This is a genomic window from Herbaspirillum hiltneri N3 (assembly GCF_001267925.1).
Classification (GTDB): Bacteria; Pseudomonadota; Gammaproteobacteria; order Burkholderiales; family Burkholderiaceae_D; genus Herbaspirillum; species Herbaspirillum hiltneri.
Genome location: NZ_CP011409.1, coordinates 4110400 through 4123023 on the forward strand (window position 1 = coordinate 4110400; position 12624 = coordinate 4123023).

General features: G+C 62.4%; 11 protein-coding genes. 4 read left to right on the forward strand and 7 right to left on the reverse strand.

The features are described from left to right. Complete coding sequence (glnE, locus tag F506_RS18615; protein WP_235471567.1) at nucleotides 1-2730, forward strand: bifunctional [glutamate--ammonia ligase]-adenylyl-L-tyrosine phosphorylase/[glutamate--ammonia-ligase] adenylyltransferase; 2730 nt, start codon at nucleotides 1-3, stop codon at nucleotides 2728-2730. 65 nt (nucleotides 2731-2795) lie between these two features. Here glnE and F506_RS18620 read toward each other — a convergent pair whose 3' ends face one another. The 6 genes from F506_RS18620 to tkt all read right to left on the reverse strand — a co-directional run bounded on the left by F506_RS18620 (nucleotide 2796) and on the right by tkt (nucleotide 8728). After that, nucleotides 2796-3524 carry a class I SAM-dependent methyltransferase gene (locus F506_RS18620; protein ID WP_053201782.1) on the reverse strand — a complete coding sequence of 243 codons (729 nt, stop codon included), beginning with the start codon at nucleotides 3522-3524 and terminating at the stop codon, nucleotides 2796-2798. Between the two features lie 89 nt (nucleotides 3525-3613). Next, nucleotides 3614-4303: a signal peptidase I gene (gene lepB, locus F506_RS18625; RefSeq protein ID WP_053201783.1), complete on the reverse strand. Its 690-nt coding sequence runs from the start codon at nucleotides 4301-4303 to the stop codon at nucleotides 3614-3616. Nucleotides 4304-4477: 174 nt separating this feature from the next. Then, nucleotides 4478-4942 (reverse strand): hypothetical protein, encoded by a 465-nt coding sequence (locus tag F506_RS18630; RefSeq protein WP_053199898.1) that lies wholly within the window; start codon nucleotides 4940-4942, stop codon nucleotides 4478-4480. A 184-nt stretch (nucleotides 4943-5126) separates the two neighbouring features. Then, on the reverse strand, nucleotides 5127-6140 hold the full coding sequence (gene gap / locus F506_RS18635) for a type I glyceraldehyde-3-phosphate dehydrogenase (protein WP_053199900.1): 1014 nt from the start codon (nucleotides 6138-6140) through the stop codon (nucleotides 5127-5129). A 9-nt stretch (nucleotides 6141-6149) separates the two neighbouring features. Beyond that, entirely contained in the window at nucleotides 6150-6737 is a 588-nt protein-coding gene (locus F506_RS18640; RefSeq protein ID WP_053199901.1) for a GNAT family N-acetyltransferase, read from the reverse strand. Continuing rightward, nucleotides 6734-8728: a transketolase gene (tkt, locus tag F506_RS18645; RefSeq protein ID WP_053199903.1), complete on the reverse strand. Its 1995-nt coding sequence runs from the start codon at nucleotides 8726-8728 to the stop codon at nucleotides 6734-6736. The genes F506_RS18640 and tkt overlap by 4 nt, the downstream gene beginning before the upstream one ends. A gap of 312 nt (nucleotides 8729-9040) precedes the next feature. Between tkt and F506_RS18650 the strand changes: the two genes are divergently transcribed. Both F506_RS18650 and F506_RS18655 read left to right on the forward strand, forming a co-directional pair. Then, entirely contained in the window at nucleotides 9041-9766 is a 726-nt protein-coding gene (locus F506_RS18650) for a 16S rRNA (uracil(1498)-N(3))-methyltransferase (RefSeq protein ID WP_053199905.1), read from the forward strand. A gap of 176 nt (nucleotides 9767-9942) precedes the next feature. Continuing rightward, nucleotides 9943-10404 carry a YidB family protein gene (locus tag F506_RS18655; protein WP_053199906.1) on the forward strand — a complete coding sequence of 154 codons (462 nt, stop codon included), beginning with the start codon at nucleotides 9943-9945 and terminating at the stop codon, nucleotides 10402-10404. Nucleotides 10405-10464: 60 nt separating this feature from the next. Here F506_RS18655 and F506_RS18660 read toward each other — a convergent pair whose 3' ends face one another. After that, nucleotides 10465-10743: a hypothetical protein gene (locus tag F506_RS18660; protein ID WP_053199908.1), complete on the reverse strand. Its 279-nt coding sequence runs from the start codon at nucleotides 10741-10743 to the stop codon at nucleotides 10465-10467. Between F506_RS18660 and atzF the strand changes: the two genes are divergently transcribed. Next, the gene (gene atzF, locus F506_RS18665) at nucleotides 10742-12607 is read left to right on the forward strand and encodes an allophanate hydrolase (protein ID WP_053199910.1); all 1866 of its coding nucleotides are present in this window, start codon (nucleotides 10742-10744) and stop codon (nucleotides 12605-12607) included. The genes F506_RS18660 and atzF overlap by 2 nt on opposite strands. Nucleotides 12608-12624 lie beyond the last annotated feature (17 nt).

Below are 12624 nucleotides of genomic sequence, written 5' to 3' on the forward strand. Positions count from 1 at the left end.
ATGACGGCCTCCCGGTTCCTGGCCCGTTGGGCCAATGCCGATGCAGCGCGCCCCGCCCAACTGGCGGAATTCTCGCAATTATCCCTGGACCGCGCGGTTTTCGAGCGCGTTTTACAAAATGATATCAATGCCGCCGGCGCTTCGGAAACCGGCGCGGCCGCGCTCAACGGCCCGATGCGGCGGCTGCGCAACCTGATCGTCTGCACGCTGATCGAGCGCGATCTCAGCGGCAAGGCCGATCTGGCCGAAGTCGTCCGGACCATGAGCGAATTCGCCGATTTCGCCGTCCAGACCCATCTGCAGGCCTTGATGCAGGAGCTGACCGCCCTCTACGGCATGCCGATCGGCGAGGAATCGGGCAACGCACAGGAAATGATCGTCCTGGGCATGGGCAAGCTGGGCGGCGGCGAGCTCAACGTGTCCTCCGATATCGACCTGATCTTCGTCTATCCCGAAGACGGCGACACGCTGGCCGACCAGCCCGGCCAGCGCTCGCTGTCGAACCATGAATTCTTCATCCGGCTGGGCAAGAAGCTGATCGCGGCGCTGTCCGAGATCACCGGTGACGGCTTCACCTTCCGTGTCGACATGGCGCTGCGCCCCAATGGCGCCTCCGGCCCGCTGGTGGCCAGCCACAACATGGTCGAGGAATACCTGATCCGCCAGGGCCGCGAATGGGAGCGCTACGCCTGGACCAAGGCCCGCGCACTGACTGGCACGGAAAGTGACATCGCCGCGCTGGAAGCGATCAGCCGGCCGTTCATCTATCGCCGCTACCTGGATTTCGGCTCGATTGACGCGCTGCGCTCGATGCATGCGCAGATCCGCGCCGAGGTCAAACGTCAGGAGTCGCTGCATCCGGAACGCAGCAACAACGTCAAGCTCGGCCGTGGCGGTATCCGGGAAATCGAATTCACCAGCCAGGTGTTTCAGCTGATCCGCGGCGGCCGCGACCCCGAACTGCGCGACCGCTCCACCCGCGTCACCCTGCGCACGCTGGCCGACAAGAACTTGCTGGAGCCGGCCGTGGTCGAACAATTGCTGGAAGCCTACACCTTCCTGCGCAACCTTGAACATCGCCTGCAATATCTGGAAGACGCGCAAACCCACACGCTGCCGGTCAACGACAGCGACCAGCTGATCGTCGCGCAGATGATGGGTTACGGCGACGTCGCCACATTGCTGGCGGAACTGGAACGCCATCGCCGCATCGTGGCCGGACAATTCGACACCATCTTCAGCGACAAGCAAGGCGGCAGCAATACCGACGATCGGGCGGATTCGGAAGGCGACGGCGCCGCCTGCGAACTCAACGACGGCGAGAGCGCCGAGTCGATCGCCGATACGCTCACCCTGCTCGGCTACGACGACGTCGACGGCGCTACCCAGCGCGTGCTGGCGACACTGCAGTCGCCACGCTTGCAATCGCTGCCGGAAGCCAGCCGCACGCGGCTGATGACGCTGATCAACTCGGCGCTGCCGATCATCGGCGCGATGCCCGACAAACGCCTGCCGACCTTGCGCCGGCTGCTTGATTTCTTCGAGGCGATTGCGCGCCGCGCCGCCTATCTGGCGCTGCTGACCGAATACCCGCATGCGCTGACGCGGGTCATCCGCATGATGGCGGCCAGCGACTGGGCCGCACAATACCTGACCCAGCATCCCATCCTGCTCGACGAATTGCTGGACGACCGCAACCTCAAGGCCCAACCCGACTGGCCGGCGTTCGCCCAGGATTGCCAGCGCCAGCTCGATACCGCGCCGGGCGACACCGAGCGGCAAATGGACATCCTGCGCGAAGTCCATCACGCCCAGCTGTTCCGCTTGCTGGCGCAGGATCTGGAAGGCGACCTCAGCGTCGAGCATCTGGCCGACCACCTGTCCGCGCTGGCCGACATCCTGGTCGCCGCCACCATCCAGGCGGTCTGGCAAACCATCGCCAACCGCCATCGCGAAGCGCCGCAATTCACCGTGATCGCCTACGGCAAGCTGGGCGGCAAGGAGCTCGGCTACGTGTCCGACCTCGACGTGGTGTTTCTCTATGACGACGACGATCAGGAAGCGCCCGGCCTGTACGCCAAGCTGGCGCAGCGCTTCATCACCTGGATGACGTCCCACACGCCCGCCGGCACGCTGTTCGACATCGATATCGCGCTACGGCCGGACGGCGCCAGCGGCCTGCTGGTATCGTCGTTTGCGACCTTCGAAAAATACCAGCGCACCTCGGCCTGGGTGTGGGAACACCAGGCTCTCACGCGAGCGCGCTATTGCGCCGGCGACACCGGCATCGGCAACCGTTTCGAAGCCCTGCGCGAAGACCTGCTGCGGCAGGAGCGCGACCCGCAGAAACTGACCCAGGAAGTGCTCGGCATGCGCATGAAGATGCACCAGGCGCATCCCAATCCCAGTACGCTGTTCGATCTCAAGCATGACGACGGCGGCATGATCGATATCGAGTTCCTGGTGCAATTCCTGGTGCTGCGATACGCCTCGCAATACCAGCAGCTGACCGGCGACATCGGCAACATCGCGCTGCTCAAATTATGCGGCTCGCTGGGACTGATCGACGCCGCGCTGGCCGATGAAGTCGCCGGCGCCTATCGCCTGTTCCGCAAGCTGCAGCATCAGATCCGGCTGCAAGGCGAAGAGCGCGCACGCACCCCCGTCGAACGCGTGCAAAAAGAAAGCGACAGCGTCAAGCGGCTGTGGGCAGAAGTGTTCGGGGGATGACGCTAGTTTGCAGATGCTGCGGCCGGGACTGAACGGACCGGCTGCCGCAGCATCGGATGTCGGATTCAGACGGACGGCTTGACCGCGACCAGGTTGATCAGGGTTTCTTCGCGCACCGCATTCGGCTTGATGCGCAGCACGCGCTCCAGCAGACCCAGGTCTTCGCGGCTCCACCACAGATAGGGATAGGAAATCGACTGCGGCGCAACCTGGAAGCCGGCGCTACGCACCAGCGCCAGATATTCGCCAGCAGTCTTCTGCACTTCCATCGGATGGCGAAACAGCAGCCGGATCATCCATGAATGGATGTAGCGCTTGGTCGACTCGGCAAACAGCAGGATGCCGCCCGGCTTGAGTACGCGGAAAAATTCCTGGATCGCCTCGTCCTGCTCGACCAGGTGATGGAAAGTCTGGTGGCAAAACAGTAGGTCGACGCTATTGTCTTCCAGCGTCATGTGCGAGCTTGAGCATTGGATGAATTCCGCACGGATGCCGGCGCCGGCGGCCTCCTTCGCGGAAGCGTCCAGCATGGCCGGATCGATGTCCATCCCGATCAGGCGTTGGGGCGCAAAGCGATCATGCAGCTTCTTGAGCGAACGGCCCCAGCCGCAACCGACGTCGGCCACCACCGGATACGATGCACGCCGCTCCGGGATCAGCGGCTCGATATCCTTGAAAGCGCGTTCCAGCACGTGCAAGGTCCAGGTGTTGGTTTGCAGGAACCAGATGCCGAAGGCGGTCTCGGGGACGTGGGGATGGATGTGCGGCGACTTGACGATCAGGGGAGCGTTCATATTGTAGTTGTCTTGCATGGCGAGCGAGCATGATGCCCTGCATTGTCAAGAAATGCAAAACCTGCCCCCCTTCAGCGCGCAACGCCCGCTTAACCGGCGTCCTGCAACGCCGCGCCGAAACGCTTTACGCGCGGCAAATAATGACGTTGCGGATCGAGCGAAAACATCACACGGCTGACACGGCCGGTCAGCAAAGCACGCGGCACGAAACCGATATAGCGTGAATCCTTGCTGTCGTCGCGATTGTCTCCCAGCACCAGGTATTGCCCGGCCGGCACGGTCAGCGGCCCGAAGCTGCGCAAGGCCATGCGCTGGGGCAGCAGCATTACGCCGTGCGCCATGGCGGGCAGGCTTTCCCTGACGATCATCTGGCTGCCGTCGTAATCGGGCATGCGGTGCGACGCCGGCGCGGCTGCTGCGGCGTCGTAGGTCATCGGCTTGCCGTTGATGACGAGTTGCTCGTCGCGCATCTCGACGATGTCGCCGGGCAAGCCGATCAGGCGCTTGACCAGGCGCGTGCCGTCTTCCGGCGAGCTGAAGGTGACGATGTCGCCGCGTTGGGGATCGGCAATGCGGCCGACCACGATGTCGGTGAACGGCAGCTTGACGTCGTAGGCAAGCCGGTTCGAAATGATGCGGTCGCCGATCAGCAGCGTCGGATACATCGATGCCGACGGCACGCCGTACCAGTCCGCCACGGCGCTGCGGATCAGCAGCATGCCGAGCAAAAAGCACAGGAAGCCCTTGTTGGCGGAAATCAGTTTCTTGATGGCTTGCATCTTGTTCATTCCATGAAAAACGCCCCGACTGGCGGGGCGCGTAACAGATCTGCACTTCAGACCTTGAATTTCAGACCTTGAACCTCAGACAGTGAGCTGTAAACTGTTGACTGCCCGGTCCCGGTCGGTGCGCAGCGAACCGATACAGGCGATTCGCTCCCGCCCCCAGTCTACTCACTTTTTGCTTGAGCTGCTGTCGCCGCCGTCCTTGCTCTTGCTGTCCTTGTCGGCTTTTTCAGCCTTCTCGCGCTCACGGCGCTCACGGCGTGCCGCGCGGTCGTCCTTCGGCGCTTCCTTTTCCTTGGCGGTATCGGCTTCGGTCTTTTCAGGCACCGGCGGCGGCACCACGGTCGGGATATTCTTGGCCGCCATGTATTCGTGCATGTCCTTCCAGCCGGCGAAAATACCCGCCTTCAGCTTGTCGGGGTTGCGCTGGTAGCAATCTTCCAGACTCTGCCCGGCCTGGCGGCAACCCGCGCCCAGCGCGATACCTTCGGCCTTGGCTTCTTCGGGCGTCTGCTTGGGTTTGGTGAAGCTGGCGACATAGTCGCAGGCGCCGAGGGTGAAGCTCAGGGCCAGCATGGCGATCAGCTTGACGCCGCGGCTACGCAAAATCGGTGTTGAAGAAGATGACGACATTACAGCCCTCGATTAATTATTGTTGAATCGTCAATAAAAAAGGCTATCGCAAAACGGATTTGCAACAGCCTTTCCAGAACACATCGCCTGGTTATTGATCCGCCCAAGATATTTTCTTAGACATCGCCTGACAAGCATGCGAAGAAAAGAAGCCAAATTAGGCCGGATCAATCAAAAATGACGATTATTTTGCCGAAACCAGCGCTACTGTCGTGTCCAGCATGCGGTTCGAGAAGCCCCATTCGTTGTCATACCACGAGGAAACCTTGACCAGACGGCCGGAGACCTTGGTCAGCGTGGAGTCGAAGTTCGACGATGCCGGGTTGTGGTTGAAGTCGACCGACACCAGCGGTTCGGTGTTGTAGGTCAGGATGCCCTTCAGCGGACCGGCTTCGGAAGCGGCCTTCATGATGGCGTTGACTTCGTCCACGGTCGTGTCGCGCGCGGCGATGAACGACAGGTCGACGATCGAGACGTTGATGGTCGGCACGCGAATCGCGTAGCCGTCCAGCTTGCCGTTCAGTTCAGGCAGCACCAGGCCGACTGCGGAAGCGGCGCCGGTCTTGGCCGGGATCATGGATTGGGTGGCCGAGCGAGCACGGCGCAGGTCTTCGTGATAGACGTCGGTCAGGACCTGGTCGTTGGTGTAAGCGTGGACGGTGGTCATCAGGCCGTTGATCAGACCGATCTTGTCGTGCAGCGGCTGGACCAGCGGCGCCAGGCAGTTGGTGGTGCACGATGCATTGGAGATCACGGTATCGGTCGCCTTCAGCACGCCGTCATTGACGCCGAACACGACGGTTGCGTCGACGTCCTTACCACCCGGTGCGGAGATGATGACCTTCTTGGCGCCGCCCTTCAGGTGGGCGCTGGCCTTTTCCTTGGTGGTGAAGAAGCCGGTGCATTCCAGCACGACGTCGACGCCCAGCTCGCCCCATGGCAGTTCAGCCGGGTTGCGTTGCGCGAGCACCTTGATGCGGTCGCCGTTGACGACGATGGAGTCGCCGTCGACTGTCACGGTGCCGGGGAACTTGCCGTGGGTAGTGTCGTATTGGGTCAGGTGGGCGTTGGTCTTCGGATCGCCGAGATCATTGATCGCCACGATCTGGATGTCGTGCTTCTTACCGCCTTCGTAGTGAGCGCGGAGGATGTTGCGGCCGATGCGGCCATAGCCATTGATTGCGACGCGGATAGTCATGTTTTCTCCTTAAGAAACAGTAGTAATTCTGCCGATGGATCGGATATCGCGCCAGCCGTAGGCGACTTCGATCAAATCCAGTTCGTCCCACTTGAAAGTCTGTTCTGCCAGCAGCTGCGCATCAAGGTGCGCGTAGAAATCGCGCGCCTTTTTGTTTTGCGCCAGCACCCAGACCAGCATGTTGGGCGCACCTGCCGCGCCCAGTGTTGCAGCCACCTCGGTCAGCAGGCGGCGGCCGATGCCGGCGCGCTGGGCCGAAGGCAAGACGTACAAGGCCGTCAGTTCGGCATCGAAATCCAGCTTGCGTTCCGCCAGCGTGATGCCGGCGGCGAAACCGACCAGTTCGCCGTCCAGTTCGGCAACAAAAGTGCAGGCGGCATCGGACGCCGCGCTCAGCACGCGCGTCCACATGCGCGTGCTGTCTTCCACCTTCATGCCGTCCAGATAGGCATCTGGAATCAGGCCGCGGTAAGCGGCGCGCCAGCTGTCGATACGCACCTGAGCGATCAGGGCGGCATCGCCGACTGTTGCACGCCGGACCGTTACCGGACCGACGATGTTGGTGATACCCTGCCCTGGGACCTTGGTCAGACTCATGCCAGGATCAGCTTTGCCTTGGCGACGACATTCTCGACCGTGAAGCCGAAATGCTTGAATAGCACGCCGGCCGGAGCCGATTCGCCGAAGGTGTCGATACCGACCACGGCGCCTTCCAGGCCGACATACTTGTACCACGTGGAAGTCACGCCGGCCTCGATCGCCACGCGCGGTACCCCGCGTTGCAGAACGCTGGCCTTGTAGGCGGAGTCCTGGCGATCGAACACATCGGTGCACGGCATCGACACGACGCGTGCCGGGATGCCTTGCGCCGCCAGTTCGTCGGCAGCCTTGACCGCCAGTTCGATTTCCGAACCGGTGGCGATGAGGATGACCTTGGCGTCCTTGGCTTCCTTCAGGATGTAGCCGCCGCGCTTGATGTCCGCGACCTGCTGGGAGGTACGCTCCTGATACGGCAAATTCTGGCGCGAGAAGATCAATGTGCTCGGACCGTCGTTGCGCTTGACCGCTTGTTCCCATGCCACGGCCGACTCGACCGTATCGCATGGACGCCAGTTGTCCAGGTTCGGGATCAGGCGCAAGCTGGAAACGTGTTCGACCGATTGATGCGTCGGACCGTCTTCGCCCAGGCCGATGGAGTCATGCGTGAACACGAACAGCGCGCGCAGCTTCATCAGCGCCGCCATGCGCAATGCGTTGCGGCTGTAGTCGGAGAAGGTCAGGAAAGTCGCGCCGAACGGGATGTAGCCGCCATGCAGGGCGATGCCGTTCATGATCGCGCTCATGCCGAATTCGCGCACGCCGTAGTTGATGTGGTTGCCGGCGACGTCGGCGCGCACGGCTACCGATTCTTTCCAGTTGGTCAGGTTGGAGCCGGTCAGGTCGGCCGAACCGCCGAGGAATTCAGGCAGCACTTGCGCGTAGGCCTGGATCGCATTCTGGCTGGCCTTGCGGGTGGCGATGGTTTCTTTCTTGTCGATGGTGCTGGCGATGTAAGCCTGCACTGCCGCGTCGAAACCGGCCGGCAGTTCGCCCTTCAGGCGGCGCACCAGTTCGGCGGCTTCAGTCGGGTACTTGGCCTGGTATGCCTGGTACAGCTTGTTCCAGTCGGCTTCCAGTTGCTGGCCTTGCGCCTTGCCGTCCCATGCGGAATAAATGTCGGCCGGGATTTCAAACGGCGCCGAAGTCCAGCCCAGCGCTTCGCGTACGGCGGCGACTTCCTTGTCGCCCAGCGCTGCACCGTGGACCTTGTCGGTGCCGGCCAGGTTGGGCGAACCCTTGCCGATGACTGTCTTGCAGCAGATCAGGGTCGGCTTGTCGGCCAGCTTGGCCTGATGGATGGCGGAGTTGACCGCTTCGACATTGTGGCCGTCGACCGCCGGGATCACGTTCCAGCCGTAGGCTTCGAAACGCTTCGGGGTATCGTCCTTGAACCAGCCTTCGACCTTGCCGTCGATGGAGATGCCGTTGTCGTCATACAGCACGATCAGCTTGGACAGGCGCAATGTGCCGGCCAGCGAACAGGCTTCGTGCGAGATGCCTTCCATCAGGCAGCCGTCGCCGACGAAGGCGTAGGTGTAATGATCAACGACAGCCAGGTCGGGCTTGTTGAATTCGGCGGCGAGCAGCTTTTCAGCCAGCGCCATGCCGACGGCATTGGTGATGCCTTGGCCGAGCGGACCGGTGGTGGTTTCCACGCCCGGGGTGATATGGACTTCCGGATGGCCGGCGGTCTTGGAATGCAGTTGGCGGAAGTTCTTGATCTCTTCCATCGACAGGTCGTAGCCGGTCAGGTGCAGCAGCGCGTATTGCAGCATCGAGCCGTGGCCGTTCGAGAGCACGAAACGGTCGCGGTTGGCCCATTGCGGATTGGTTGGATTGTGGCGATAGTGCTTGGCCCACAATGCGACTGCGATTTCCGCCATCCCCATCGGCGCGCCTGGGTGTCCTGAGTTTGCTTTTTGTACTGCGTCCATCGCCAGCGCGCGGATCGCGTTGGCCATCTTGTCGGTAGGGAGTGTGGAAGTCATGTCGATGTCAAAGAGTTGCGGATTGCGGTCGAACTACGTCGTTACGAACAATTCAGGCCTGACCAGACCTGACGTTAATTAACGCGCGCGTGTCGGATGCCTTGCCGGCCGGCCCGGATGAACTCCCGGAACGAGCCAGACTGAGCCAACTATTTTACCAGAGACCAGCCCAAAGAATTAAAATCGGCCCATGCCCACGGCCCGCCGGGGCATGTCAAAAAACAATTTTTTACCCGTTTTTGCCGACGCCGCCGTCAAGTCGTTGCCTCAAGTCATCGCCAATTGCCATTTTTCTATCGGATCGCCCACCACATGCCCCGTTTTTACTGTCCCGACTCCCTGGCCATCGGCATGACGCTGGCCCTGCCCGATCAGGTTGCGCACCATGTCCAGGTGATCCGGATGCAGCTGGGCAATCCGATCACGCTGTTCAACGGCCAGGGCGGCGAATATACGGCGGTCATCACACAGATGGAAAAGAAGCGCGTGCACGCCGAGGTCAAGACCTTTTCGCCGCGCGAAGCCGAACTGTCCTACGCCGTCACACTGGCGCAGGCGCTGCCGGAAGCGTCGAAGATGGACTGGATCATCGAAAAGGCCATGGAACTGGGCGTGGCCGCGATCCAGCCGCTGTCGGCGCAACGCTGCGTGGTGCGGCTCAATAGCGAGCGCGCCGAAAAAAAGCAGAGCCACTGGCAAGGCATCGTCCAGGCCGCCGCCGAACAAAGCGGCCGCAACCGCCTGGCGCATCTGGCGCCGCTGACCGAATTCAATAGCTGGATCGGCCAGAGCGACCTGCACAAGCGCATCCTGCTGTCCCCGCGCGGCGAGCAATCGCTGTCCGACTGGGCGCGTCATCATCCGGCGCAGGCGCTGAGCCTGGTGATCGGACCGGAAGGCGGATTTACCGAAACCGAAGAAAACCTCGCCTGCAATCAGGGCGCGCTGATGCTGTCGATGGGACCGCGCGTGCTCCGCACGGAAACCGCCGGCCTGAGTGCGTTGGCGGCGATCAATGCAATCTGGGGCGAGATGTAAGGAGGGAGAAGCGAACGAAAGCAAAAACAGGGGAATGCCGGATATCTCCCCTTTTTTCGACAACGCCGGAGAGCGCCAGGCCGTTGCACTACCTCACGTTGCATCTTTTTTGCGATCCGTCTCCGGTCATGCAGTCTTGCCGGAGCCATCCTTACTATTGATTCAGGAGAATTGTCATGGGCTTACTCGACAGCGTACTCGGCGCACTCGCCAACAATACCGGCAACGCAAACAGCGGCACCATCGGCGGCAGCGATCCGAAAGCAGCGCTGATTCAGGCAGTACTCGGCATGCTTGCCAATAATCAGTCCGGTGGCGGTTTAGGCGGGTTGGGCGGCTTGCTGGGCAACCTGCAAAACGCCGGCCTCGGCCAGATCGTCGACTCCTGGATCGGCACCGGCCAAAACCAGCCGGTCTCGGGAGATCAGCTGACGCAAGCGCTGGGCGACGATCAGCTGGGCAATCTGGCGCAAGCGTCCGGGATTCCGCAAGGCGATATCGCCGGCCATCTGGCCCAGATTCTTCCCGGCCTGGTCGATCATCTGACGCCAAACGGCCAGGTGCCGGAATCCGGAGGCGATCTCGGTTCGGAAATCGGCAACCTGCTCGGCGGCTTTCTCGGCGGCAAGTCCGCCTGATTCCGGAGAAGGGCGACGGCGCAATCGCCGCGCCGTTGCCCTGTCATCCCTGACTGCACCCTAGCCGCACGCATCACCGCCTGCACCAAAATCTGGTGCAGGCACCAGATTGGCATTGCCGGATGCGCCAATCGAACGCATTTCTCCCCGCTTCCGATCAAGCACGGCTCCTTTCCGCCAACGGTCTTCGCTCCTTGCAGCGTTGGCTGCAATGCCGCCAAACAAGCTGCGGCAAGCCGTTTCACCACTTTCCGCCGTCCCCGCAAGCCTCTCAAAAACCCGCTGGCATGCTATCTGCTTAATATTTTTCATCTTGTATTCAAGAATGAATATATCCATGTCAGCAAATACTCTGCCCCATTACGCCTCCCCGAACCCGGTCGCCCCGCAGCGAACCATCGCCGATGTGCTGGCGTCCTATCGCACCGGCAGCCTCAAGCCGAGCAAGCTGATCGGCGACCTGCTGACGCAGATCGAGCAGTCCGATCGCACCGAGGTCTGGATCCATCGCGTGCCCGCCAAGATGCTCAGGCAGCAGGCGGCCGCACTCGACCTGATGCTGCAGATCAAGGGCGAAGCGGTATTCGACACCATGCCGCTGTTCGGCATCCCGTTCGCGGTGAAAGACAATATCGACGTCGCCGAGTTGCCGACCACCGCCGCCTGCCCTGAATTCAGCTACGTGCCGCAAGTCACGGCCACCGTGGTTGCACGCCTGCGGCAAGCCGGCGCAGTGCTGATCGGCAAGACCAACCTGGATCAGTTCGCCACCGGCCTGGTGGGCGTGCGCTCGCCCTACGGCGCGGTGCGCAATGCGTTGCAGCCGGACTATGTGTCGGGCGGTTCCAGCTCCGGTTCCGCCGTTGCCGTCGCGCTGGGGCAAGTGCTGTTCTCGCTGGGAACCGACACCGCCGGATCGGGACGCGTGCCCGCGGCCTTCAACAATCTGGTCGGGCTCAAGCCGACGCGCGGCCTGCTCAGCGGCAGCGGCATGGTGCCGGCGTGCCGCACGCTCGATTGCATCTCCATCTTTGCACACGACGTCGCCGACGCCTGGCGCGTGCTGCAAAGCGCGGCCGGTTTCGATGCCGCCGACGCCTATTCGCGCACGCCGGCCATGCTCGGCGTCAAACGCCGCGGTTATCGCATCGCCGTACCGGCCAGACCCGAGTTCTATGGCGACGACCAGGCCAGGCTGGCGTTCGAACAGACGCTGGAAAAAATTGCGGCCATGCCCGGCGTGAGCATCACGCGCATTCCTTTCGACGCGTTCACCGATGCCGCGCAGTTGCTCTATCAGGGGCCATGGGTAGCCGAACGACGCGCCGCGCTCGGCGATTTCTTCGACACCGGCAACGCAGCGATCCATCCGGTGGTGCGGGAGATCACCGTACAAGCCGACAAGTTCAGCGCCGTCGACGCCTTCAACAGCCAATACCGTCTGGCCGAACTGCGCCGAGAAGCCGAGACCTTGCTGCAAGACATCGACCTGCTGCTGGTGCCGACCACCACCACGATGCCGACCATCGCCGCGGTGGAAGCCGATCCGGTCGTGCGCAATTCGCAGCTCGGCTATTACACCAACTTCGTCAACCTGATGGACATGGCGGCGCTGGCGATCCCGGCGGTGTGGCGCAAGGATGGCTTGCCCGCCGGGATCACGCTGATCGGCCCGGCCGGCTCCGACCACCTGCTGGCTGAAGCCGGCGCGCGATTTCAGCAACTGCTCGGCGGTGCGGCGCAGGCCGACGCCGTGGCGGCTGCGCCGCTGCCCTTCAATGAACCGACCGTCAAGGTCGGCGTCGTCGGCGCCCACCTGAGCGGCCAGCCGCTGAACTGGCAACTGCTGGAAGCGGGCGCACGCCTGCATGCCAGCACCTCGACCAGCAAGCATTACCGCCTGTACGCGCTGGCCAACACCACGCCGGCCAAACCGGGCCTGGTGCGCGTCAATGACACCAGCAACGATCACGGCGATAGCGACGATAGCGGCGCCGCCATTCTCACCGAAGTCTGGGAAATGCCGCTGCGCAATTTCGGCAGCTTCGTCGCCGCGATTCCGGCGCCTCTCGGCATCGGCACGATGGAGCTGGCCGACGGCAGCAGCGTCAAAGGCTTTATCTGCGAACCGGCGGCGCTGGACAACGCGCGCGACATCACCGGCTACGGTGGCTGGACTGCCTACCTCGCTGCAAAGATCTGATCGACCTTCCGACCTCA

Excerpts from the sequence above, each read along its gene's own strand:
- glnE (WP_235471567.1), top strand. The coding sequence starts at position 1 with ATGACGGCCTCCCGGTTCCTGGCCCGTTGGGCCAATGCCGATGCAGCG.
- F506_RS18620 (WP_053201782.1), bottom strand. The coding sequence starts at position 3,524 with ATGAACGCTCCCCTGATCGTCAAGTCGCCGCACATCCATCCCCACGTC.
- lepB (WP_053201783.1), bottom strand. The coding sequence starts at position 4,303 with ATGCAAGCCATCAAGAAACTGATTTCCGCCAACAAGGGCTTCCTGTGC.
- F506_RS18630 (WP_053199898.1), bottom strand. The coding sequence starts at position 4,942 with ATGTCGTCATCTTCTTCAACACCGATTTTGCGTAGCCGCGGCGTCAAG.
- gap (WP_053199900.1), bottom strand. The coding sequence starts at position 6,140 with ATGACTATCCGCGTCGCAATCAATGGCTATGGCCGCATCGGCCGCAAC.
- F506_RS18640 (WP_053199901.1), bottom strand. The coding sequence starts at position 6,737 with ATGAGTCTGACCAAGGTCCCAGGGCAGGGTATCACCAACATCGTCGGT.
- tkt (WP_053199903.1), bottom strand. The coding sequence starts at position 8,728 with ATGACTTCCACACTCCCTACCGACAAGATGGCCAACGCGATCCGCGCG.
- F506_RS18650 (WP_053199905.1), top strand. The coding sequence starts at position 9,041 with ATGCCCCGTTTTTACTGTCCCGACTCCCTGGCCATCGGCATGACGCTG.
- F506_RS18655 (WP_053199906.1), top strand. The coding sequence starts at position 9,943 with ATGGGCTTACTCGACAGCGTACTCGGCGCACTCGCCAACAATACCGGC.
- atzF (WP_053199910.1), top strand. The coding sequence starts at position 10,742 with ATGTCAGCAAATACTCTGCCCCATTACGCCTCCCCGAACCCGGTCGCC.
- F506_RS18660 (WP_053199908.1), bottom strand. The coding sequence starts at position 10,743 with ATGGATATATTCATTCTTGAATACAAGATGAAAAATATTAAGCAGATA.